At 73.5% G+C, this 23,563-nt stretch carries 13 protein-coding genes; 2 read left to right on the plus strand and 11 right to left on the minus strand.

Annotation, left to right across the window (positions count from 1 at the left end; translation table 11 throughout):
- Window positions 1-3: 3 nt before the first annotated feature.
- The 10 genes from ACLQ2R_RS08430 to ACLQ2R_RS08475 all read right to left on the minus strand — a co-directional run bounded on the left by ACLQ2R_RS08430 (window position 4) and on the right by ACLQ2R_RS08475 (window position 17,324).
- A complete protein-coding gene (locus ACLQ2R_RS08430) occupies window positions 4-414 on the minus strand; it encodes an acyl-CoA thioesterase (RefSeq protein WP_386242019.1) in 411 nt (136 codons plus the stop codon).
- A complete protein-coding gene (locus ACLQ2R_RS08435; RefSeq protein ID WP_425959167.1) occupies window positions 414-6,392 on the minus strand; it encodes an SDR family NAD(P)-dependent oxidoreductase in 5,979 nt (1,992 codons plus the stop codon). The genes ACLQ2R_RS08430 and ACLQ2R_RS08435 overlap by 1 nt, the downstream gene beginning before the upstream one ends.
- 44 nt (window positions 6,393-6,436) lie before the next feature.
- The gene (locus ACLQ2R_RS08440) at window positions 6,437-7,378 is read right to left on the minus strand and encodes an enediyne biosynthesis protein UnbU (protein WP_425958796.1); all 942 of its coding nucleotides are present in this window, start codon (window positions 7,376-7,378) and stop codon (window positions 6,437-6,439) included.
- Window positions 7,375-9,249 carry an FG-GAP repeat domain-containing protein gene (locus tag ACLQ2R_RS08445; protein ID WP_425958797.1) on the minus strand — a complete coding sequence of 625 codons (1,875 nt, stop codon included), beginning with the start codon at window positions 9,247-9,249 and terminating at the stop codon, window positions 7,375-7,377. Before ACLQ2R_RS08445 ends, ACLQ2R_RS08440 begins: the two co-directional genes overlap by 4 nt.
- Before the next feature lie 20 nt (window positions 9,250-9,269).
- On the minus strand, window positions 9,270-10,178 hold the full coding sequence (locus ACLQ2R_RS08450; protein ID WP_425958798.1) for a DUF1702 family protein: 909 nt from the start codon (window positions 10,176-10,178) through the stop codon (window positions 9,270-9,272).
- 1,498 nt (window positions 10,179-11,676) lie between these two features.
- Window positions 11,677-12,951 (minus strand): MFS transporter, encoded by a 1,275-nt coding sequence (locus ACLQ2R_RS08455; protein ID WP_425958799.1) that lies wholly within the window; start codon window positions 12,949-12,951, stop codon window positions 11,677-11,679.
- Window positions 12,952-13,084: 133 nt separating this feature from the next.
- The gene (locus ACLQ2R_RS08460; protein WP_425958800.1) at window positions 13,085-13,552 is read right to left on the minus strand and encodes an ATP-binding protein; all 468 of its coding nucleotides are present in this window, start codon (window positions 13,550-13,552) and stop codon (window positions 13,085-13,087) included.
- A gap of 329 nt (window positions 13,553-13,881) precedes the next feature.
- Window positions 13,882-14,838 carry a TIGR03885 family FMN-dependent LLM class oxidoreductase gene (locus ACLQ2R_RS08465; protein ID WP_425958801.1) on the minus strand — a complete coding sequence of 319 codons (957 nt, stop codon included), beginning with the start codon at window positions 14,836-14,838 and terminating at the stop codon, window positions 13,882-13,884.
- 215 nt (window positions 14,839-15,053) lie between these two features.
- Complete coding sequence (locus ACLQ2R_RS08470) at window positions 15,054-16,142, minus strand: hypothetical protein (protein WP_425958802.1); 1,089 nt, start codon at window positions 16,140-16,142, stop codon at window positions 15,054-15,056.
- Window positions 16,143-16,256: 114 nt separating this feature from the next.
- Complete coding sequence (locus ACLQ2R_RS08475) at window positions 16,257-17,324, minus strand: hypothetical protein (RefSeq protein ID WP_425958803.1); 1,068 nt, start codon at window positions 17,322-17,324, stop codon at window positions 16,257-16,259.
- A 323-nt stretch (window positions 17,325-17,647) separates the two neighbouring features.
- Between ACLQ2R_RS08475 and ACLQ2R_RS08480 the strand changes: the two genes are divergently transcribed.
- Window positions 17,648-18,589: an SCO6745 family protein gene (locus ACLQ2R_RS08480; protein WP_425958804.1), complete on the plus strand. Its 942-nt coding sequence runs from the start codon at window positions 17,648-17,650 to the stop codon at window positions 18,587-18,589.
- Window positions 18,590-18,628: 39 nt separating this feature from the next.
- On the opposite strand, the gene ACLQ2R_RS08485 is transcribed toward ACLQ2R_RS08480, so the two are convergent.
- Window positions 18,629-21,586 (minus strand): glycosyl hydrolase, encoded by a 2,958-nt coding sequence (locus ACLQ2R_RS08485; protein WP_425958805.1) that lies wholly within the window; start codon window positions 21,584-21,586, stop codon window positions 18,629-18,631.
- Window positions 21,587-22,345: 759 nt separating this feature from the next.
- Between ACLQ2R_RS08485 and ACLQ2R_RS08490 the strand changes: the two genes are divergently transcribed.
- Window positions 22,346-23,548: an Nramp family divalent metal transporter gene (locus tag ACLQ2R_RS08490; RefSeq protein ID WP_425958806.1), complete on the plus strand. Its 1,203-nt coding sequence runs from the start codon at window positions 22,346-22,348 to the stop codon at window positions 23,546-23,548.
- Window positions 23,549-23,563: the final 15 nt, after the last annotated feature.

A 23,563-nucleotide genomic window follows, 5' to 3' on the forward strand; every position in this document is an offset into this window, starting at 1 on the left:
GTGTCAGGCGAAGGCGTTGAGGGCCGTGGCCAGTTCGGCGGGCAGGGGGACCGGGGCGACGCCCGTGGGGGTCCTGCGCATGCAGGCGATCGCCTGGGAACCGCGCGCGACCTGGACCCCGCCCCGGCGGAAGTCGAAGTCCATCGAGATCCGGTTGCCGCTGACCGCCGAGAGCGTCATGAGCACCTCGATCTCGTCGAGCGCGAAGCACTCCTCGTAGTAGGTCATGTCGCAGCCCAGGGTCACCAGCGCGAGCGTGCCGTCGGCCAGGGACTTCAGCACGCCCGGGGCGTGCTCGGCGAGGAAGTGCTCCCGGCAGTGCCCCTGCCAGTGCAGGTAGTGGGCGAAGTAGACGTTGCCCACCAGGTTGGTCTCGTCGAACGTGACCGTGTGGACGTGCCGGTAGGCGCGCATCAGACCTCCTCGGGGAGCGCGGTCGCCACCATGACCGCGGTCCCGGGTACGGAGGCGGTCGCCACGCACCAGCCTCCGGCGGTGAGCGTGACCAGGCCGTGGTGGCCGACCTCGTGGACGCGGAGCGGTTCGTCGACGGCGGCCCCGGCCTTGGCCAGCGCCTCCCTGGCGGTCCAGACCCGCGCGGCGCACCGGGACGCCTCCTCGCCGGTCTTGGCGGCCAGGGCCTCGGTGACGGCGGTTCCGCGCTCGCCGACGAGACCGGGCCATTCGGCGTCCGCGATGCCGGAGACGTCCTGCCAGTCGACGCCGAGCGGGTGCCCGGCCACCCCGACGAGGACGTGACCGGCGGTGTAGGAGGCGCTCACTCCCCCCTCGGCGACCCGCAGCGCGCCGCGCGCGTCGTGCCGTACGGGACCGCCGGTGAGGAGGGCGGCGAGACCGGCGGCGGCGTCGTCCTCCCTGCGTCCCGGGACGCCGGCCAGCTCGACGTGCTGGGCGATGCCGTTCTCCCCGAGGAGGCGTGACATCCACGGCCCGGCCAGGGACAGCGGCATCCCCGCGGGCCATTCCCTGGGGCCGGTGGCGCGCAGCCGCAGCCCCTCCCAGCGGGCCAGCACGTCGCCGGGAACGGCGGGGGCGCCGGAGCCGGGTGAACCGGCCGGGCCCGCCGGACCGGCCGCGACGAGATCGACGTCGTAGACGTACTCACCGGCGTGGTGCTCGCGTTCGCGGGCGCGGACCAGGCAGCGGCCCGAGGGCCGCCCCCAGACCGTGAACCTGTCGACGCCGACGGGCAGTGCCTCCCGGTGCGGGACGCAGGCCAGCAGCGCGTGGATGGTGGCGTCGTGCAACCCGGGGTCGCCGAGCAGCAGCTCGGGTGAGTGGAACGAGGAGAACCAGCCTCCCGCCGGACCTCCCGCCCCGCCCTCGACGACCGCCTCCACCCGGAAGGCGGTCAGCAGCCCGTACGAGGCGACCCGCCGGAACCTGCCGTCGTGGAAGAACAGGCCGTTGTCGTAGAAGTCGTGCGCGGCGGACGCCTGCCCGGCATCGCCGCCCGGCCCGGAACCGTTCTCCCCGGGACCTCCGGGACCTCCGGGACCGCCGGGCGCCTGTCCGGGATCGCTCCGCGGAGCGGGCGCCGCGGGCACCAGGCGGGCGGTGAACCGGTCGGTGGTGAAGGCGTCGGCCGAGTCGCGCAGCACGACGGCGGTGCCGCCGGGCCCGGCGAGCGCGGCCACCCGCACCGGGTGCGGGGCGTCGCCGTCGACGATGACGGGCGCGCGCAGGCGGACGTCCTCGAAGGACCATCCTCCCGCCGGCCCGGCGGACGTCCTCCCGGCCGCCTCCGTCTCGTGGGACGGCGTCCCGGGGCCCTTCCCGTCCGCCGTGCCGTGACCCACGGCGGTGGCGGCCTGCGCCATCGCCTCCAGGCCGACGACGGCGGGCAGCACGCGGGTACCGGAGATGCGGTGGTCGTCGAGGTAGGGGTCGGTCCGGGCCCCCAGGTCGGCCTCGTAGACGGCCTCCACCCAGGGGGTCCGGGTGAGCTCGCGCTCGGTGAACCGCAGCAGCGGGGCGGGCGGCCCCTCGACGGCGAGGGTGGGACCGGCCGGGAAGCGCGCGGTCAGCAGGAGCGTGACGGGGGCCCCGGCGTCGCCGAGCACGCCGAGCAGCAGGTCCGCGCCCTCCTTCGGGGTGATGGCGGTGATGCCCTGGCGCCGGAGGGCGTCGATCGTGTCCAGCCGGACGCCCATTCCCACCCCCGACCAGACCGACCACTCCAGCAGGTGGGTGCGGCAGGACGGGTGCCCGGCCGCCCACTCCTCGACCAGGTGCCGCATCCAGTCGTTGGCCAGGCAGTACTCCGACTGCCCGGCCAGTCCGCGCCTGCCGATGATCGAGCCGAAGGCCACGACCATGCTCAGGTCGCCGCCCGCCTCGTCCAGGAGCACCCGCAACCCGTCCACCTTGGGACGCAGGTGCGCGCGGAGCGTCTCCCCGGTCACGGCGGCCAGCCGCTGGGGGATGTTGACGCCCGCGCCGTGGATCAGGCCGCGTACCGGCCCGTGCTCGGCGGCGGCGGCGAGCGCCGCGCGGACCTGGGCGGGGTCGGTGACGTCGCAGCGGAGGTAGACGGCGCGGGCGCGGGCCCGCAGGTCGGCCAGGGCGGCGGCCACCGCGGGGTCCTCCGCGGGGGTGCGGCCCAGCAGGACGAGCACGCATCCGGTCCGCTCGGCCAGGGCGGCGGCGCTGTAGGCGGTGATGCCGGTGGCGCCGCCGGTGACCAGGCAGACCTCGCCGTCGCCGATGGGCGCCGGCCCGGTGTCCGCGGCCAGCGGGTACGGGACCGTGCGGCGGCGCTCCACCGAACCGTCCGGCAGCCGCCTGAGCTCGGCGTACCCGTGCCCGGCGGCGTTCACCGCATCGCCGGCGCCGCCGACGTCGCCGTCGCCGTCGCCGGGGGCGTGCAGGACCGTCACCGACGTGCGCGGGAGCTCGACCGCGAGGCTGCGGCCGACGGCCTCGGCCGCGGGGTGGCCGTCGTGGCGCAGGACGAGCCGTTCGGGGGCGCGCCCGGCGATCTCGGTGAGCAGGGCCGCCACCTCCTCGGGCCCGGCAACGGCGGCGAGCGGGAACACCGGCGTCCCGTCCGTCGCGCCCGGTGCCGCCGACCCGGCGGGGACCCACTCGTGCCGGAAGGCGCGTACCCAGCCGCCGACGCCCTCGACCTCCTCGGCGCTCTCCTCGCTCACCGACGGCAGCCCGGCGAGCACCTCGGCGGCCTCGGCCACCGACGCCTCGGCGAGCGAGAGCGGGACGGCGGGCAGTTGCCGGCCGAGGACCTGCGCGGTCCGGCTCACGATCCGTACCACCTGGAGCGAGTTCAGGTGCAGGTCGCCCAGGAACGAGCTGGACGGCCGGACGGTCTCCAGCGGCAGCTCCAGCCCGGCCGCGAGCTCCGCGCGCAGGCACTCCAGGGGGTCGGGCGCGGCGCCGGACCCGTCCGGGACCGTCGCGCCGTTCCCGTTGAGACCGCCGGTGCGGGACCCGTCGAGGGCGCCGGCGCCGCCGGAGCCGTTCGTACGACCGGCGCGACCGGCGCGGTCCGCGTGGCCCGTCAGGTCCGCCGGGGCGGACCCGGCCGCCGAACCGGCGGGCCGGCGGGCCGGAATCTCCACGGCCGCCCCGTCGGCGACGGTCTCGCACGGGTTGGACAGGAAGGTCGGCGAGCTGTCGAGAGGAAGGCGGCGGTAGGCGCGCCCGGCGGCCCACGCCGTCAGGTCGGCGTTGCCCGACACCGCCAGGGCGGCGGTGACCAGGGCCTGGCGCCGGGGGTCCCCGCCGCAGTCCATGCTGAGCGAGACGGCGGGCAGGTGGGCGGCCAGGCCGGACAGGATGGTCCCCGGTCCCGCCTCCACCAGCAGGTCACACTCGTCCGCCAGGCGCGCGAGCGCCTCGGCGAACCTGACCGGCCGGGTGAGCTGGGCGACCAGCGCCTCCACCGCCTCACCGGGGCCGTCGGAAGCGCCGGAGGCGTCGCCGTACGGCAGGCCGGTGACGGTGGAGAAGACGCGGCGGCGCGGCGCGTCCGTGGTGATCGTGTCGAGCAGTTCGCGCAGCGGCGCCTCGGCCGGGAGCATCGCCGGGCTGTGGAAACCGTGCGAGACCGCCAGGACGACACCGTCGACCCCGGCGGCGCGGGCACGTTCCACCACGGCCCGCACGTCCTCGACCGGTCCGGCGACGACGGTCTGGGCGGGGCCGTTGAACGCGGCGACGACCGCCTCGGTCCCGGCGAGCAGGTCCGCGACCGTCTCGGGCTCGGCGGCGAGGCTCGCCATCGTGGTGCCCGCCGTACCGTAGCGGGCCATGATCTGCCCGCGGGCGGCGGCCAGGCGCAGGGCGTCGGCGGGGGTGAGGGCCTCGGCCCAGCCGAGCGCGGCGATCTCGCCGAGGCTGTGCCCGGCCGCGGCCACCGGCTCGCAGCCGATCGTGTCGAGCCAGGCCAGGGCGGCGAGCGACTGGCGCATGATCGCCGGTTGGGCGACCGCGGTGTCGGCGTCGCCGTCGCGGAGCGCGACCGGCGAGTCCGGGACGTCGAGCCCGGCGGCCCAGGCCGGGAGGCCGGCGCGGACCGGCGCGGCCTGGCCGGGGAACATCAGGCCCACCCGGGCGGGCGGCCCGGAGGCGAGCGCGTAGCCGCGTGCCCTGTCGACGAGGAGCCCGCCGTCCCAGGTGCCGATCCCGGCCAGCGCGGCCTCGGCGGCCCGTTCCAGCTCGTCGGGGGTCGCGGCCACCAGAGCGGCGCGGGCGGCGGCGCCGGCGCCGGAGTCGGCCTGCGAGGTGCAGGCCAGGTCGTACAGCTCGGCCTGGCTGAGCACGGGGGCCAGGCCGGCCACCCTCCGCAGCCGGTCGGCCAGCGCGGCGGGGCCGGTGGCGCCGACGGTGACGACGTGGTGCTCGGGGACCGGCGCGGACCAGCGGCGGGTGGACGCCGACAGCGACCTGGCCGGGGTGCGGCGGGGCCCTTCCAGGACCACGTGCGCGTTGATGCCCCCGAAGCCGAGGGAGGAGACCGCGGCCATGGGCGTCGGCCGGTCCCACGGCTCGGGTTCGGCGAGCAGCCGCAGCGGCACGCCGTCCCGCCCGAGCAGGGGGTGCGGCTCGCGGGTGCCGGTCGAGGGCGGCAGCACCCGGTGGTGCACGGCCAGTGCGGCCTTGATCAGCCCGGCGACGCCGGCGGCCGCCTTGGTGTGCCCGATGTTGGCCTTGACGCTGCCGAGGGCCGCGGGCGCGGCGCCGGCCCCGATGACCTCGGTCAGGGCCTCGATCTCGACGCGGTCGCCGACGGCGGTGCCGGTGCCGTGGCCCTCGACGAACCCGATCCCGGCCGGGTCGAGGCCGGCGAGGCGGTAGGCGCGGCGCATGGCCAGGGCCTGTCCCGCCGCGGTGGGACGGGTGAGCCCGCCCGCGCCGTCGGAGGAGCTGCCCCAGCCGGTCACGTACGCGTAGACGCGCAGGCCCCGCCGCTCGGCCTCCTCGGCGCGCATGAGCGCGACGACGCCGCAGCCCTCGCCGGGCAGGAAGCCGGTCGGGTCGGCGTCGTAGACGCGCATCTCGCCGCGGGCCAGCGCGCCCACGCGGGCGAAGCCCACCAGCTCGAACGGGTCCAGGCTGAGGTCCACTCCCCCGGCCAGCGCCAGGGAGAGGTCGCCGTCGGCCAGCGCCCGGCACGCGGTCATCACCGCGAGCAGGCTGGAGGAGCACGCGCCGTCCACGGTGTAGCCGGTGCCGTGGAAGTCGAAGTGGTTGCAGATCCGCCCGGCGATGGTGTTGCTCAGCGCCCCGGCGAGCGTCTCGTCCCCCGGTTCGGGGAACGGCTCCTTGACCAGGTCCTCCAGCCGTCCGAGGACGCCGGCCACGGCGTCCCCCTCCAGGCCGCTCCCGGCCAGCGCGGCGGCCGCCGCCCTGCGCAGGAAGGGCCAGCGCAGCCGCAGCGAGGCGGCGCGGCTGAACTCGCCGGTCAGCGAGTTGCCCAGGACGACGCCCACGGAGTCGCGGTCCAGGCCGTCGCCGCCGGGGAAGCCCGCGTCGGCGAGGGCGTCGGCGGCGGTCTCCAGCGCGAGCCAGTGGGTGTGGTCGGCGGCCCGGTAGAGGCCGCCGGAGATGTGGAAGCGGCCGCGGTCGAACTCCCAGTCGCGCAGCACGCCGGCCTGGACGGCGTAGGTGGAGTCGGGTCCCTCGCCGCCGTAGTCGGCCACCCGCAGGCGCGTCTCGGGGAGGCGGCGGAACGCCCGCCGCCCGCCCAGGACGTTCTGCCAGAGCTCGCCGGGGTTCACCGCGTCGGGGTAGCGGCAGGCCATCCCGACGACGGCGATCCGCGGCGCCCGCGGATCGGGCGCGCCCGTGCTCCGCGCGCCCGATCCCGTGGCCCGCGTTCCCGTGCCCGTACCTGTGCCCGAAGCCCGCATGTCCGTGCCCGGCGTGCCCGGCGTGCCCGAAGGTGACGCCGGGGTCACCGCGCCACCTCCGGGGTACGGCGGCGCGCCAGCGCGAGGACCAGCCCGCGCAGCATGCAGGTGATCACCAGGGCGAAGAACAGCCCGAACGCGACGTTGACGCTGACGAGCACGCCGTAGACCGCGGCGATGGTCGCGCCGAAGATCATCTGGTTGCGCGGCTTGACCGGTGTCGTCCCCGGGTCGGTGATCATGTAGTTCGTGTAGAGCACGAAGACCGCGCCGGTGAGCGGGAGCAGCGCGCCGGGCAGGGAGTGGCCGAGGATCAGCCAGCGCAGGAACGCCTGGGCGATGAAGCCGCCCACCCATCCGGCGATGAGCGGCATCTTCCCGGTGAGCTTGGCGTTCAGCATGGTGCCGAGCATCAGGATGCCGAGCGGGACGAGCCAGTCCAGCGCGCCGCTGATGCTCGCGGTGAACTGGTACGGCGGCGCGATGCCCACCCAGGGGAACAGCAGCAGGGTGATGACGATGCCGGTGTTCGACGGGTTGAGGAAGTGCCTGGGCGAGCCGTTCACCTTGACCTTGATCAGGTGCTTGAGGCTGATGCCGATCGCCACGGCGAAGGCGTACGGCCAGACCGACTCGTTGCCGTACAGGAGCATGGCGCAGGCCAGGCCGACGATGTGCGCGGGCAGCAGGAAGGTGATCAGCGCCCTCCAGCCGCCGGCGTAGCCGGGGCGGCGCCCGCGCGACCAGGCGGTGACGGTCTCCATCAGCAACTCGGTCAGGTACGCGGTCAGCACGGCCACGATCGGGGTGATCGGCGCCTGCTCGAAGCCGAGGAAGACGTGGCCCACGATGGTGAGCACGGTGATCGACAGGGCGAACCGCCGCAGTGCCTTGAGGCGGATGTCGACCTTGGGGGCGGCCTGCTCGGGTGCGGAAGGGGTCGGGGTCGGGGTCTCGACCCCCGGCTGGGGAAGCGTGGTCGTCATCGCGTTACCGCCGTTCCGTCGGGGCTGAGCAGGAGGGTGTGGCGGCCGGAGGTCAGCGTGACCGGGGCCTGGTGGCGGCCCGCCGCGTCGCGCCAGGTCACCGTCCCGGTGACGGTGCCGCCGGGCGCGGCCAGGTGGACCCGCGACGCCGAGGCGCCGGCGTGCCCGTTGGCCGGGTACAGCTGGGTCTTCTGCCGTACGGCGCCGGTCAGCTCGACCTGCGCGCCCACGGCCGCCCTGGTGCCGCCGCCGGTGGCCGGCAGGGCGAGTTCCAGGTCGATGCCGGGCGGCGCCGCCGACCGGTTCAGCAGCACCCGCGAGTTCTCCCACTGGTTGGCGACCACGGCGTCCAGCCGCCCGTCGCCGTTCACGTCGCCGAGGGCCAGGCCCCGGGTGACGTCGGGCTGGCCGATGCCGATCTCGGGGGCCAGGTCGGTGTAGCGGCCCTCGGTGGTACGGACCCAGAAGGGGTTGTGCTGGTGGCCCGACAGGTCGTCGCCCGGCCCGAAGTTCGGCCACGCCCCGGCCAGGTCGAGCAGGTCGTCGTTGCCCATCGCGAGTTCCTGGAGCTGGGGCCAGCGGTCGCGGTCGCCCTTGAGGAACCCGGTGGCCTGCAGCATCTCGTCGACGCCGTCGTTGTCGAAGTCGCCGGACTTGACGTCCCAGGCCCAGCCGCTGCGGGCCAGTCCCAGGTCCTCGCTGTCGTCGCGGAAGGCGAGCTCCCCGGGCGGGCCGGTCGGCACGAAGGCGAAGTTGCTCTCCTGCAGCGCGAACTCGTCGGTGATGTTGCTGACCATCATCATCGGCAGGCCGGTGCCGCCGGGGTAGGTGAACGTGACCCCCATGCCCTTGAACGAGTCGTGGCCGAGCACCTTGGACTTGGGCATGGTCAGGTTCCGCGTGCCGGGCACCGCCCGCAGTCTGACCTTGCCGGGCGTGGACTCGTTGGCGAGCAGGAAGTCGGGGCCGAAGTCGTTGGCGACGTAGATCTCGGGCAGCAGGTCGCCGGTGAGGTCCTGCATGCCGAACGCGAGGGTCCACGAGCGCGACACGTCGTCGCCGAAGGCGTCGCTGGCGTCGGTGAACGCCGGCAGGGTGTCGCGGGTGCCCGAGGGGCGGCCGAGCAGGATGCGGTTGACGCCGGCGTTGCGCGCCATGCTCATCGAGTGCTGCATCTGCATGCGGCTGTCGTCGGAGGCCGAGGGGTCGAGCACCTTGGCCCCGTCGGGGAAGTAGTTGCCGACCAGGACGTCGAGGTGGCCGTCGCCGTCGAGGTCGGCGACGTTGAGCGCGGTGCTGTTCCACACCTGCATGGGCTGGACGAGCTCGGTCGCGGTGAACCCCGCGGCGGTCGGGACGCCGGGGCGGGTGTTGAGGAACACCACCGGCGAGCGGCCCCAGTAGTAGACGACGATGTCGGTGTCGCCGTCCTCGTCGAGGTCGGCGGGGACGCATCCCATCGGCGCCATCGTCGCGTCGTAGCGCACGGCGCCCGAGGGGCGCAGCAGGACGGGCTCGTAGGAGGCGCCGCCGGACTCGGGAGCGGGCCGGAGCGTGACGTTGTCGTCGCGGGGGTCGACCAGGCAGACGTCGCCGGCGTGGCCGAGGCCGCGCAGGTCGGTCAGGGCGACGGCCGCGCCGACGGCCGAGATCCACCCCCGGATCTTCTGCAGGCCCGGCGCGACGACGCGCTCGACGCGGGCCCCGGCGGGGGCGGAGTTGAGCTCCACGCTCTGGAAGGAGTAGCGCCCGGCGAGCCGTTCGGCCTCGCTCGCGGCGACGCTCGGGCGCATCGTGAGGAAACCCAGTGTGCCGCAGAGCAGGACCGCGACCACGGCCGGGACGCTCTTGCGCAGGACGGTCTGGACCATTCCGTTCTCCGTTCGGGGCATCAGGCGGCGTGCCGGGCGGCCGTGATGCCGCGCAGCCGGGTTCGCCATTCCTGGTAGGCGGCGATGTCCGGCGAGTGTTCGAGGTCCGCGGCGGCGGTGTCCGCCCAGGAGGAGGCGGTCTCGGGGTCGGCCCCGAGCACGACGCGGCAGGCCAGGACGGTGTGGGCGGGGACGATGCCGGAGCGGAACCTGGCCGTGGTGCCGAAGACGACGCCCTGGGCGTAGGCGGGCGCCGCCGGGCCGGCCGCGGCCACCAGGGCGCGCAGGCCGGCCTCGGTGGTGGCGCCCGCGTAGGCGGAGGCCAGGCCGATGCCGCTCCACAGGTCGGCGCGGGCGGCTTCCGGCAGGCGGCCGATGACCTCGCTCACGCCGGCGACGTCGGCGGACTGGGCGAACCAGAGCGCGCGGCCGCACCCGGCGAGGCGGGCGGACTCCTGGGCGGTGGGCGCGCGGCGGCTCCGGCGCTCCAGGGCGCGCAGGCCCCCGAAGAACACCTCTCCGAAGCCGGCGCCGTCCAGGGCCAGCCACCGCAGCAGCGGCGTCCCGGGGAGCCGGAGCGGCGCGGGCAGCCGTGCCGGGCTCAGCCCCCAGCCGGCGCCGACGTGGATCAGGTGCACGTAGGCCCGGCCCGGCCCGTCGAGCAGCCGGTTCAGTGCCGTGTCCCGTCCGCGTGCGGGCAGGTCGCGGTAGGCCGCGTACATGCCGGCGCCCTCGTAGGCGAAGCCCCGGTTCTCCTCGGGAACCGTGGCGAGCGCCTCGTGGACGTCCCTCCAGCGGGAGAAGGCGAGGTTGAAGCCGTCGAGGAAGCTTCTGGCCCTCTCCTCCAGGACCGCCCGTGCCTCCGGGCGGTCGGTACGGAACCCCCGTCGCTCGAAGTCCGCCATCCCGTACGGCAGGAGTGCGCGCATCTCCACAGCCCTTCTCGGAGAACCGATTTTCGGAGAGCCGATTCAGCTTGATGTCTCTCCAGACTGACTATCAGCATCAATAGCGATCGGCAAGACCTTGACTTCCGGTCAGGGAAGGCGATAAGGCGCTGGTCACAACAAAAGGGCAGTTAACACGAAATTTACGTGCTGGCCAGCCACTTGTTCTTGCCGGGGACATCGGTGTGAAATCCGGAGCGGCCCGCAGGGGGTGGGCGGGCCCCTCCCGCGGCCGCCGCCGGCGGCTCATGCCGTCCGTCCACCGCCTCCTGTCCCTGTCCCGCCGCTGTCCCGCCGCTGTCGCTCCCGCGCCGTCCCGCCGCTGTCCCGCCGCCGCTCTCGCGCGAGGGCCGTTCATGCCCGTACGAAGCGGTGCGCGCGAGGCGGAACGGACGGTGATCACCCGGGACCCGGATGGTCGAACCTGCCGTCGAGCAGGGGAAACGTGATCGTCGGGGGCGGCACCGGACGCGCGGAGGACACGGGGCGGACGTCTCCGGCGGACCGGCGGGACCCGGCCGCACCCCTGTGGCCCGCGACCGGGGGACGACCGGATGTGAGGGCGGGGGCGACCGGCGGGGACACCCGGCCCCACGGGAGCCCGGCGGGGACGGCAAAGGAACGGCGCGGGGGCCGTGTCGAAGGATGTGGGCGATGGGCTCTCATCGTCGGACGGACCTGGGACGGGAGGCGAGAGCAACTCCTGACGAAGAGGACGGCGGGGATCCGGGATATCCCACAGAGCCATTCACCACTTATTTTTGATATAGCAAACCTCGAATGCCCGCGCGTATTTGCCTGACCATAACGGGTGACGCTTCGCGAATGACGTATCACCCGATCCTTCCGGCCCGATTCCGGCGCGTCGATCGGAACGTGCCATTCACGAACCCTCGCCACGAATGCCCGACGCGCCCCGGGCGTTTCACGGCGATTCCTCCGGCGCCTTCATCGGGGATCACACGGGCTCCGGCGGGAACCGGCACGAGCGTGGCGACGCGGGTCTCCCCGGGGACGCGCGGGGAGACCCGGACCGCGCGGGACCGGCTCCGCCCCTCGCCGCCCCCGCTGCCGGACCGGCCCCGTCCGGTTTTCCGGCGTAAGTCCCTATCCCGTTTCGGACACGGGCCGGAGGAGTCGGCGCCGGTCCGGACCGTTCCGTTCCCCGGCGATCCCGGTGACGAACTGCGTCGTCGTGACCGTCGTCACGCGCGTGCCGGACGCCCACGGGAGGGGAGGCCGTCCGCGGCACGCCGCCGCACGCCACGCCCCCGGGCCGCCCGCCCGGCGACCCCCCGGATCAACCAGCATATTTACACACGGTCACTAACACGGTCGGAGCGGAAACGCCCGCGGCCGGCTCCCGGCGCCCTCACGCCACTCCCGCGACGGCGGCATTGCCGGTCATCCACCCGTTATGGACCAAATGGGTAATAAAGGATAAGGACCGGTGCCGCCGGAAGCGGCGGGGCGAATAGGGCTATCCGTCGAGAGGTTTCCCCGTTCCGGACATCGCCGGCGCGCGCCGGGTCGCGGCACCGTACGCCACGGTGACGGCGACGACCGCGACCGGGAAGACGGTCGCGACGAGCAGCCCGGCGCGCAGTCCGGACCCGCCGTCGCCCGGGAGCAGCGCGGCCAGACCTCCCAGGAGGCCGGTCGCCGAGGCGGAGGCGTCCGCAGCGGCCCCGGCGATCCAGGGACCGGCCGCGCCCCCGGCGTCACCGAAGACGGCCAGCACCCCGAACATGGCCGCGCCCCCGAAAGGGAAGCGGGCGGCGGCCAGGCTGAAGGTCCCCGGCCACATCAGGCTCACCGCCAGGCCGCAGACCGCGCAGCCGACCAGGCTCACCAGCGGATCGGAGGCCAGGCAGGCCACGAGGTAGCAGACCGTGGCCAGCGCGCCGCACGAGGCCATCGCGGGCACCAGCGGGATCCTCTCCCCCCACAGTCCGTAGACGATCCGGCCGATGCCCATCAGGACGGCGAACAGGCACGGGCCGGCCAGGTCGCCCCAGACCTTGGAGACGCCCAGCCCCTGCTCGGCGAAGAGCGAGGACCACTGCGACATGGTCAGCTCGGCCGCCCCGGCGCAGAGCATCAGCACCATCGCGGCGGCGAAGGCCGGGGCGGAGAAGAGCGCGCGCAGCGAGGTGCGGTGCTCGTCGGGCACGGTGGCCGGCAGCGGCACCCTCAGGAAGGCCACCATGTTGACCAGCGGGACCAGCGCCCAGACGACGGGCAGCACCTGCCAGGCGTCCTGGCCGATCCAGGCCAGCAGCAGCGTGCTGCCCGCCACCACCGCGACCTGCCCCCAGCAGTAGAAGGAGTGCAGCAGGCTCATCGCCGCGGCCTTGCCCTCCTGCGGGCTGGGCAGCGCGTCCACCACGGGGCTGACCAGCACCTCCAGCAGGCCGCCGCCGATCGCGTAGACGACGATCGCCACGCACAGTCCGGCGTAGGGGGAGGGCGCGAGCGCCGGGGCCGCCGCCAGCAGCACCAGCCCCAGCACCGCGAGCACGTGGGCCAGCACCAGCGGGACGCGGTAGCCGGTCCGGTCCACGAACCTCACGGCCACGATGTCGGTGACGAGCTGGGTGGCGAAGTTGAGCAGCACCAGCCGGCCGAGCATCTCCAGGGGGAGCTGGTAGCGCGTCTGGAACACGATGAACAGCAGCGGGGCCAGGTTGTTGACGATCGCCTGCGTGACGTATCCGGTGTAGCAGGCACGGCGGGTGCGGTCGTACGTGGTCATGAGGAAGGTGTCTTTCGGTGGGAGGCGGCCGTCCCGCAGACTACGGGCGAGGCGGCGGACGCCTCCCACCGGCTCTTGCTTCGGCCACCGTTCCCCCCGGCACCGGGCTTCCCGGGCCTCCCGGGGCCCCTGTCTACCTGAGCTGGAAGACGGGGGCGATGGCGGGGCGGGGCGGGGTGGGGGCGGGGAGGCTGAGGACGAACCAGACGATCTTCCCTCCGGCCGGGAGGTGGGTCACACCCCAGTCGTCGGCGAGGGAGTCGACGATCTGCAGGCCCCGGCCGCCGGTGGCGTCCATGTCGCGGTCGCACACCCGGGGCGTCCCCTCGCCCGGGTCGAAGAGCTCGCCGTGGACGAGGTCCCCACCGCCGCGGATGCGCAGCGCGCACGCGGAGCCGCCGTGCTCGACGGCGTTGGTGACCAGCTCGCTGATGACCAGCAGGCAGTCGTCGAGAAGCTCGTCCGCGCCCCAGACGGACAGCTCCCGGCGGACCATGCTGCGGGCGTCGCGCACGCTGGCGGGGGTGGCGGGCAGCAGGCACTCGGCCGTGTACTCGTGGGGGGTCCCGAGGGACGCCGCTGATGAGTCGTGGAGAGACACTGCGCCTCCTTCGTGTGGGAGCGCTCCCACATCAAATGTAGGACATGCACCCACCCGTTGGGAATTGATCCCCCTTAATTGTTTCCTCCATATGTCGCAAAAAAGACGAAAAATCCCTCCATCACGTCGCCTCCCGCAGGTCACCGGATCGCCGGTGCACACGGCGTTCCCGAAGGTCACCGGCCCCGCCGGACGCGGGCCGTCCGGCGTGCCGAACCCATCGGTCCCGGGAGCGTCGTCCTCCCCACGAGGCACCGGGCGCCCCACGGGCCGTCCCGGCCTCCGCGCGGGACGAGACCTCGCGGGCCGCCTCCCCCGCGGACGCGTCCCTAGCGGAGCTGGGGCAGGACCTTCGCGCCGAAGGCGTCGATGTAGGCGCTCTGCTCCTGGCCCACGTGGTGCAGGTAGATCTCCTCGAACCCCAGGTCCATGTACTCCTTGATCCGGGCGGCGTGCCGGCCCAGGTCGGAGGAGACGTTCACGGACTCGGCGACCTGGGCGGGCGAGACGTTCTCGGAGACCACGTCGAAGAGCTCGGCGGTCTCCAGGTCCCAGGGCACCGGCGGGGAGAAGACGTTGCTGCGCCACTGGTCGTGGGCGATGGCCATGGCCTCGTCGTCGCTCTCGGCCCAGCTCACGTGGACCTGCAGGGCCGCCTTGCCCCTGCCCCCGGCGTCCCGGTAGGCGTCGACGACCTCGCGCAGCCGGTCGACGGGCGCGTTCACCGTGATCAGGCCGTCGGCCCACTCGGCGCACCAGCGGGCCGTCTCCGGGCTCACCGCCGCGCCGACCAGGTTCGGGGTGACCTCGGGGCGGGTCCACAGGCGGGCCCGGTCCACGGTCACCAGGCCCTGGTGGCTGACCTCCTCCCCCTCCAGCATCGCGCGGATGACGTCCACGCACTCGCGCAGCCGCCGCATGCGCAGCTCCTTGCGGGGCCAGCGGTCGCCGGTGATGTGCTCGTTGCTCGCCTCACCGGAGCCCAGCGCGGCCCAGAAGCGGCCGGGGTACATCGCCCCGAGGGTGCCGATCGCCTGGGCGATGATCGCGGGGTGGTAGCGCTGTCCGGGGGCGTTGACCACGCCGAACGGCAGGTTCGTGGCCTGGAGCGCCGCTCCCAGCCAGGACCAGGCGAATCCCGACTGCCCCTGCCGCTTGCTCCACGGGGAGAAGTGGTCCGACGACATGGCCGCGTCGAACCCCGCCTGCTCGGCCCGCGTGACCGCCTTCAGCAGCTCGGCGGGGTGGATCTGCTCGTGTGAGGAGTGGAAACCGAAAGTCGTCATCGTCCCCGGCTACCCGCCCGGACGGGGTCCATTCGGGGAGGCGCCGTCGAACAGGTCACATCGCTGACCTGCCGTACGGCGCCGGCCGGGAAAGGGACCGGCCAGGAAGACGCCGGCCGGGAAAGGGCCGGCGGGGAAGGCGCCGGCTGGGAAAGGGCCGGCCGGGGAAGGCGCCGGCCGGGGAGAGGCCGGCGCCGCATCCCCGGTACCCGGTCTCAGTAGAGCGAGGCGTGGCTGACGAAGGACGGCCGGCTCGTGCGGGTCGTGGCGCTGTAGCAGGCGACGTTGCGGACCTGCGTCGTGTTGCCGATGACGAGCCACGCGCTCTGCAGGTTGCAGTACTCGGGGCCGGGCCCGAACGCGGTGACCTGGACGTGGTCCGGCGAGGAGCCCAGCGCCGCGAAGGTCACCAGGCGCATGCCGGCGCCCGCGCTCTGGATGCTGTTCACGCTCCCCTGGCCGTTGTGGTTCACCGCCGCGGGCACCGGCACGTACGGCCCGGCGTTGCCGGGGAGGTTGTCGAAGGTGTAGCCGAACTTGTGCGGCGGGAGCGCGCCTCCGGTGATGGCGCGCTCCCGCTGGTAGGTGAGCGTCCACCCGGTGTTGAGCGGCACGTCCGTGGCGTTGTGGCAGCGCACCTGGACCAGTTGCGCGGCGGCGGACGGCGTCCACGCGCCCACCTTGCACCGGGCCGGCTGAATGTCGTTGACCGCGGTGACCTGGAGGTTGCCCGCGAGTCCCGCCGAGCCCAGGCCGGGCAGCCTGACGGTCCAGACGCCCACCCCGCCTCCACTGACGACGTTCGTGCCCCCGGCCGAGTTGAACTGGTTCATGACGCCGGCACCGTTGTGGTGCACGTAGCCGAACGCCTGCGGCGCGGGCAGCGTGCCGCTGCTCTGCGAGAAGACGATGCTGTACGGGGTGAAGGCCGGGGTGCCGCCGTAGCGGTAGCACTGCACCGCCACCACCATGTTGCCCCCCGAGGGGGCCCACCTCTGCGCCTGGCACCAGGAGGCGGTCGGCGCGACCGACGTGACGTGCACCACACCACCGGCGATCCCGATCTTCGGGAACCGCACGTACGTCTGCCCGACGCCCCCGGGAGTGACGCCGACGGTGAACCCGGCCGGCCAGCTACCGGCCTGGTAGGCGGGCAGGGGGGTGCCCGAGGTCGCGGTGACCAGCGCGAATCCCCACTGGTTGGGGACGGACGCCTGCGCGCTCGCGGACGCGGCGGGCAGGCCCGCCGAGAACATGGCGAGAACGCAGAGGACTGCGAAGATGACTTTCCGTGATCGGGTCATGCCGTTCTCCATCCGCGGGGAGTGGACGCGATCGTCGCGTCGGCGGGCGGGGGCGCCGCGCCGGCCGGGAAGGGCCGGCTCGGCACGGCACCCCCGCCGTGTCAGGGACCGAGGTCAGTAGCGGGAGGTGTAGCTGACCATGGACGGCCGGTCGACGCGGGTCGCGGCGCTGTAGCAGGCGACGTTGCGGACGTAGACCGAGCCGCCGAAGGTGTTCCACACGGTCTGCAGGTTGCAGTACTCAGGGCCGGGCCCGTACGCGGTGGCCTGGACGTGGTCCTGCAGGGCGCCGACGACCGGGAAGGTCACCAGGCGCAGGCCGAGACCCGCGCTCTGGACGGTGTTGACGGCCGACGCGGAGTTGTAGTTCACCGCCGGGGGCACCGGCGCGTACGGGCCGGGGTTGGCCGGGGTGTTGTCGAAGGTGTAGCCGAACCTGCCCGGCGGGAGCGCGCCTCCGGTGATGGCGCGCTCACGCTGGTAGGTGAGGCTCCACCCGGTGTTGAGCGGCACGTTCGTGGCGTTGTGGCAGCGGACCTGGACGGCCTGCGTGCCGGCGGACGGCGCCCAGGCGCCCACCTTGCACCGGGCGGGCTGGGAAGGGTCGGCCGAGGTGACCTGGAGGTTGCCCGCGAACCCGGCCGAGCCCAGGCCGGGGAGCTGGACGGTCCAGACGCCCCCGCCGCCGGCGACGGTGTTCACGGCCCCGGCCGAGTTGAACTGGCTCGTTATGCCGGCCCCGTTGTAGTGCACGTAGCCGAACGCCTTCGGCGCGGGCAGCGTGCCGGTGCTCTGCTCGAAGACGATGCTGTACGGGGTGAAGACCGGGGCGCCGCCGTAGCGGTAGCACTGCACCGCCACCAGCATGTCGGCCCCCGAGGGGGCCCACTTCTGCGCCTGGCACCAGTAGGCGTTCTCCGAGATCGCCGTGACGTGCACCACCCCGCCGTTGATCGCCAGCTGCGGGAACCTCACGTACGTCTGCCCGACGCCGCCGGGGGTGACGCTGACGTTGAACCCGGCGGACCAGCTACCGGCCTGGTGCGCGGGGTCCGGGACGCCGGAGGTGAGGTTGACCAGCGCGAATCCCCACCGGTTGGGGACGGAGGCCTGTGCGCTCGTGGCCGCGGCGGTGAGACCCACCGCGAGCATCGCGAGAACACAGAGGATTCGAGAGGTCACGGTTCGTAACCGGGGCATGCAGTTCTCCATCCGAGGGGGGCTGGACGCGATCGTCGCGCCGGCGGGTGTCGTGCCGGGAATCACCCGGTACGACCTCTTGATAACCCGGCGATCACCCCTTGAGAAGACCCAACCTCACGGGTTCCCCTGACTCTCACCCCGCCGGGTGGGTCAGTTCCGCGATCGGCCGCCCGTGCCCGCGCGGGGAGATCACGCGGGCATACCGCCGAGTACCGTATGAGCATGCGAGGGCGGATCGCCCAGGACGCACGAGACGGGATGTGAGAACCGTGCCGGAACCGGACCCGAACGTTCCACGCGCCATGTGGGGATTGCTGGAACCCCTGCACGTCGTCACGTACTTCACCGCCGAGGCGCGGGCCGCGGTCGACGCGGTCGGCATGCGCGGTTTCTGGATGGGGTACTTCGCGACCAGGGCGGCGCCGCTCGGCCCGGTCGGGCCCGGGGTCGTCACGGCCGCCTTCCACGGGTTCCCGCCCGCCCACGTCGCCCGCGCGCTCCCCGACGCCTGGACGTTCGCGACCCCCGGGGACGTGCTGCGCGCCCGGCTGGAGGGTGCGGGCAACGCGCTGCGGAGCCTGCTGGGCGCCGAGGCCCTCGCATCGGACGGCATGCGGGCGGCGGCGGAGCTGGCCTGGGAGGCCGCGGCCCTGGCCGACACCGCGGGCCGGGTGCTCGGCGCGGCGAACCAGGCGCTGCCCGCGCCCGACGAGCCGCACCTGGTGCTCTGGCAGGCGGCGACCACGCTGCGCGAGCACCGCGGCGACGGGCACGTGGCCGCGCTCGTCGCCCATGACGTCTCACCGGTCGAGGCCCACCTGCTCAAGGTCGCCGCGGGCGAGACGGACATGGCCGGGCTGCGGATCGCGCGGCGTTTCGAGGACGAGGCGTGGGAGGCGGGCGCCGTCACCCTGCGGACGCGCGGGTGGGTCGACGCCTCCGGCGCCCTGACGCCCGAGGGCGCGCGGGAGCGCGAGCTGATCGAGCGGCTGACCGACGAGGCGGCGGCCCGCCCCTGGCGGGACTTCGGACAGGAGCGCACCGCCGACCTCTCCCGGCTGCTCCGCCCGTTCGCCCGGGCCGTCGTGGAGTCGGGCGTGCTGCCGCCCTCCAGTCCGGTGGGCCTGCCGTGGCCGTCCTTCGAGGACACCGAGGACACCGAGGACACAGCCGACGCTGCCGATGCCTCAGGGGGGGACGGCCGAGAGCGCGGGCTCCCGGCCGTCCCGTCACAGGTCGGCTGAGGGTGGTGGGTGACCGGACGAGGGCCGGTCACCCGGGGATCAGCCGAACGGCAGCCGCACCGTGGAGCGGTTGCCGATGCCGAGGCTGGTGGTGCCGTTGCCGATGGCGTTCCAGACCTCGACCCTCACCCGGCCGTTCGACAGGTTGCCGAGCGTGCCGGAGGAGGAGCGCGGCCCTCCGGCGGCGGTGTAGTGCTCCCAGCCCGTCACCGGGTCGGTCGCGAAGTAGCCGTAGGTCTCCACCCGGTCCCAGCTCCCGTTGCCGGTCAGGTCGTAGGAGACCCGTACCTGGGTGCCGTTGGCGACCGTGGTGCCCGCGTCGACGAAGAGGTCGAACGCGGTGGAGCCGCCGTTGTGCGCGGCGGTGAGGCCGGTCGCCGTGAAGACCTGCGCGTTGGTCGGGGTGCCGTCGTGGTTGCCGTTCGCCGCGGCCAGCGTGACGCTGCCCGCCGAGCCGGCCGTGCCCGGCAGCGCCCCGCCGGACTGCAGGTAGCGCGTCGCCGCGAAGGTGCCCGGCGTCGGGGTCGGGGTGGGAGTGGGGGTCGGCGTGGGGGTCGGCGTGGGCGTGGGGGTGGGCGTCGGGTTGGGGTTCGTGCCGCCGCCGGTCGCGTTGCCGCCGCTCCAGGTGTGGGCGCCCGAGGTGGCCGTCCTGCCCGCCGGCACGTTGAGCACGGTGCCGTTGGAGAACGTCACCCGCAGGGCGTTCGCGGTGATGTTGGAGGCGACGTAGGTGCGGGCGCCGTTCTTGCTGAACACCTTGGCCAGCGGGTGGTCGGCGGTGACGGAGGTGTCGACCGTGCCCAGGGCCGCCAGGTTGCGGATCCAGTGGAAGGTGTGCGCCCTGCTCTCCCCCTCCTCGGGGGTGAAGCCGCCGTTGGCCCGCAGGTTCGACAGCGCCGCGTCGCCGTTGCCCAGGGCGAGGAACTCCCAGATGATGTCCTGCCACACCGTGGGCGGCCCGCCGTTGTTGCGGGTCAGCTCGTTGTAGTTGGTGGTCACGTAGCCGGGGTTGTCGCCCATGTAGAAGTGGCCGCCGGTGATCGGGAGCATGTTGATGCCCTGGATCATCTCCGGCTCGGCGCTGAACCAGGTGGCGTACGCGCCGCCGCTGCCCCAGACCATGCCGACCGTGCTGTGGCCGAAGGCCGAGGGGAAGTTCTGGTCGCGGGAGTCGAACCAGTACTCCTGGATCGCCGCGGCCTGGGTGGTGTAGATGAAGACGCCCGCGTCGCGGACGGCGGTGTTGCCGGTGGCCTGTCCCCACTGGATGAGGGCGTTGGCGAAGTTCATGCCCTCCGAGGAGGACTCCTGGTTGTTGCCCGAGCCGAACCCGCCGTGCCCGGACGCCCAGTCGTGGCCGGCGTAGATGTCGAAGTCACGCAGGTACGGGAAGCGGGTGTCGGAGCGGTCGTAGTTGTTGGCGTCGCGGATCAGCAGGTCCACCATGCCGCCGTACTGGCCGGGCTTGGCCCAGTTGGGGTCGAACTTGGCGAGCGTGGCGGCGGCGGCGATGTAGTAGCCGTAGTGGAAGTGGTGGTCGTTGAGCTCCAGGTCGGACCCGTAGGAGGCCGGGTAGCCGAGCAGCGTCCCCCAGGAGGGGTTGTAGTAGAAGACCCGGGTGGTCTTGCCGGAGGAGGCGGTGAACCAGTCGTTGAGGCGGCCGCGGATGGCGTTCAGCGCCGCGTCGCGCACCGACGTCAGGTTGAGCTGGTCGGCGATCTCCGCGATGCGGGCGGCGCGGCCCAGGCCCTTGCCGGTCCAGTAGGTGTCGTCGCCGCGGATGTCCATCGGGTTGCCGAGCTCGGCGTTGAGCTGGTTGGTGATCGTGGTGAGGTCGGAGCCCGAGCTGTCGCCCACGGCGGGGACCTCGGGCAGCACGCCGGTGTACTTCATCGACGTCCTGAACTGCGTCCCGGTGACGATCCTCATCTGGCCGCGCGCGGAGATGTAGGTCTGCCCCAGCGGCGTCGAGCCGGTCAGGTGGTTCCACTGGTGCGGGTAGAGCGCGATGACCGTGCCGCTCTGGCCGCCCTGCCTGGCCGTGGTGGTGAAGGCGTAGGTGGTCTCCAGCCTGCTCGCTCCCTGGTCGTAGGAGTACGAGACGCGGGTGCCGGTGACGTGGGCGTGCGCGTACTGGCCGTAGGTGCTCGCCAGCGCGGCGCGGTCGCCGCCCGCGGGCAGCACCGCCACGGAGAAGAAGCCCTTGCCCGCCAGCGAGGAGCTGATCGTCGTGCCGCTCACCGACCAGGTCGCGCCGCTGGGCGCGTAGGCGACGTAGTCGCGGCCGCCCGCGGTGAACCCGACGGTCGCGCCGCTGTTGGACCAGACCGACGGGGTGCCGGCCGCGGTGATCTGCGCGTCACCGCCGGTGACCTGGTAGTACGAGAACGGCAGGCCGTGGCCGATGGTGGCCTTCATGGTCCGGCCGTTGCCGCTCCAGTACGGGGTGACCGTCCAGTCGCTCCAGCCGTCGACCTTGACGTCCGGCGAGTTCAGGCCGGACACGCCGACGCGGATGTTCTCCGTGTACGGGTAGTGGTACTCCCCCACCCCGGTCGCGGTGCCGCTGATCGCCGGGGTGGTGGTGTAGGACAGGCCCAGGCCGTTGGCGAAGGTGTCGTAGGAGAGCGGGTGGGCGTGCAGCGGCTCGCCGTACGCGCAGTCGGTCTTCTTGAACAGCAGTGACGACCACCAGTCGTTGGTGGGCACCGCTCCGCCGGGGGCGTTCGACGTCACCCACTGGCGGGGGTTGGTGGACAGGGAGCCGCAGCCGGTGGGCAGCGAGCGTCCGGCCGGGAGGGTGTCGGCGTAGCTGCCGGCGCCGACCGTGGCGGCCTCGGCGGAGCGGGCGGCGCCGAGACCGAGCATCCCGGCGACCATCGCGACGACCACACCGGCGGCGAGACGCCGCCGGCCGAGGCCGGTTCGGAGGAGGCCGGGCCGTCCTCCACGGGGGTGCGCGCTGCCCGGACCGGTGGTCCGGATCGAAAGATCCATTGGGGGGTGCCTCCGGGGAGAGGGGGTGGACCGAGAGCGGACCGATCTGAGAGAGCGCTCTCTGACCGAAAAGTAACGGGCTGCGACACGGCAGTCAATGTTTCGCGTTGGTAACGAATAGGTAAAGCACGGAGGTGCAGGCAGGGAGCGGGAAACTGTAAAAACCAGGGCGTTCCACCGCAACGCACGCCGCTCCCGGCGCACGCGCCCCCGTCCGTCTCCCTGGCCAGGGAAGTGGCGGTTGACCTATCCTGATCTGAGAGCGCTCTCATAACCGGTCGATCCTCGCCGTCGGCCGGCCCTTCTCGGCGCCCGCGCGCGGCTCACGTCCCGCCCCGCGTCCCGGCAGGCGTTCCCGCCGCGTCCCGGTAGGCGTTCCCACCGGCACCCCGCCCGCCCCCGGCTCGCGGCCCGCGCGCCGGCCATCGTGCATCGGGTCCATCCGGGCCCGTCCGGTAACGGATCGTCACAGACGATAATCAAAAAGTTAGTGTTACATAACGTGCCCATACAGTTACGAGAGCGCCGCGGCGCAGTACAACAAGAGATGGGCCACCCCGGTGGCGCCGGTTCCGGGGCCGGATCCCACACGAGAGAGGGGCGTGGCCCCCGATCCACGACCGAGCCCGTCTCGTTCTCGTCCGTCGAACTCCGAAGGTGGGTGCCTTGGATTCCGTTCCACACGCTTCGAGTCCGGAGCCCGTGATCTCCGGTGAGGCCCCCCGGCCGGGCAGGCGACCCACCCGCCCGCTGGGGCGGATGCGGCAACGGATGGTGGGGCTGATGGGGCCCGCGTTCGTGGCGGCCGTCGCCTACGTCGATCCGGGGAACTTCGCCACCAACGTGGAGAGCGGTGCCCGCTTCGGCTTCCTGCTGCTCTGGGTGGTGCTGAGCGCGAACGTCGTCGCGATGCTGCTGCAGTACCTGTCGGCCAAGCTCGGCATCGCCACCGGGCGCAACCTGCCGGAACTCTGCCGCGACCAGTACCCGAGACCGGTGGTGTGGGGGCTGTGGTTCCAGGCCGAGATCGTCGTCATCATGACGGACCTCGCCGAGTTCATCGGCGGCGCGGTCGCCCTCAACCTGCTCTTCGGCATCCCCATGCTCCAGGGCGGCGTGCTGATCGCGGTCGCCTCCTTCGTCGTCCTGGCGATCCGCACGGCACGCCAGCGGAGGTTCGAGGCGGCGATCACCGCGCTCCTCGCCGTCGTGGTGGGAGCCTTCCTCTACCACCTGCTGAACGCCGACATCCCCTACGGGGAGATGGCCGGGGGGCTGGTCCCCGGCTTCGAGGGGTCGGCCAGCGTACTGCTGGCGGCCGGCATCATCGGCGCCACGGTGATGCCGCACGCGGTCTACCTGCACTCGGCCCTCACCCAGGAGCGGTTCACCGGCGACCGGGAGTCGCACCGCCAGGTGCTGATCCGCGCCCAGCGGATCGACGTGGTCCTGGCGATGGGGGTGGCCGGCCTGGTCAACATGGCGATGCTGGTCTCGGCGGCGTCGATGCTGCGCGGCACCGGCGCGGAGCCGACCCTGCACGGGGCCTACGAGCAGTTCTCCGAGGGGTCGGGGGCGCTCACCGCGACGCTCTTCGCCGTCGCCCTGCTGGCCTCTGGCCTGGCCTCCTCCAGCGTCGGCGTGTACGCGGGCCAGGTCGTCATGCAGGGCTTCCTGCGGCGCCGGATCCCGCTCTCGCTGCGCAGGCTGATCGCGGTGGTCCCGGCCCTGGCGGTGCTGGCGTTCGGCGTCGACCCCACCCACGCCCTGGTGCTGAGCCAGGTGGTGCTCTCTTTCGGCATCCCGTTCGCGCTCGTCCCGCTGCTGCTGCTCACCCGCCGCGCCGACGTCATGGGCGCCTGGGTGAACCGGCGGGCGACCACGGTGGCCGCCGGCTGCGCCACCGGCGTCATCGTCCTGCTCAACCTCGTGCTGATCGCCCTCGTCGTCCCCTCCCTGTGAGATGCCCGCGCCTCC

Source organism: Streptosporangium sp. DT93 (assembly GCF_049844535.1).
Classification (GTDB): Bacteria; Actinomycetota; Actinomycetes; order Streptosporangiales; family Streptosporangiaceae; genus Streptosporangium.

Bases quoted from the DNA above. Each gene is read 5' to 3' on its own strand.
- ACLQ2R_RS08440 (WP_425958796.1), bottom strand. From the start codon at position 7,378: ATGACGACCACGCTTCCCCAGCCGGGGGTCGAGACCCCGACCCCGACC.
- ACLQ2R_RS08465 (WP_425958801.1), bottom strand. From the start codon at position 14,838: ATGACGACTTTCGGTTTCCACTCCTCACACGAGCAGATCCACCCCGCC.
- ACLQ2R_RS08445 (WP_425958797.1), bottom strand. From the start codon at position 9,249: ATGGTCCAGACCGTCCTGCGCAAGAGCGTCCCGGCCGTGGTCGCGGTC.
- ACLQ2R_RS08430 (WP_386242019.1), bottom strand. From the start codon at position 414: ATGCGCGCCTACCGGCACGTCCACACGGTCACGTTCGACGAGACCAAC.
- ACLQ2R_RS08435 (WP_425959167.1), bottom strand. From the start codon at position 6,392: ATGCGGGCTTCGGGCACAGGTACGGGCACGGGAACGCGGGCCACGGGA.
- ACLQ2R_RS08450 (WP_425958798.1), bottom strand. From the start codon at position 10,178: ATGCGCGCACTCCTGCCGTACGGGATGGCGGACTTCGAGCGACGGGGG.
- ACLQ2R_RS08455 (WP_425958799.1), bottom strand. From the start codon at position 12,951: ATGACCACGTACGACCGCACCCGCCGTGCCTGCTACACCGGATACGTC.
- ACLQ2R_RS08485 (WP_425958805.1), bottom strand. From the start codon at position 21,586: ATGGATCTTTCGATCCGGACCACCGGTCCGGGCAGCGCGCACCCCCGT.
- ACLQ2R_RS08480 (WP_425958804.1), top strand. From the start codon at position 17,648: ATGTGGGGATTGCTGGAACCCCTGCACGTCGTCACGTACTTCACCGCC.
- ACLQ2R_RS08470 (WP_425958802.1), bottom strand. From the start codon at position 16,142: ATGACCCGATCACGGAAAGTCATCTTCGCAGTCCTCTGCGTTCTCGCC.
- ACLQ2R_RS08490 (WP_425958806.1), top strand. From the start codon at position 22,346: ATGCGGCAACGGATGGTGGGGCTGATGGGGCCCGCGTTCGTGGCGGCC.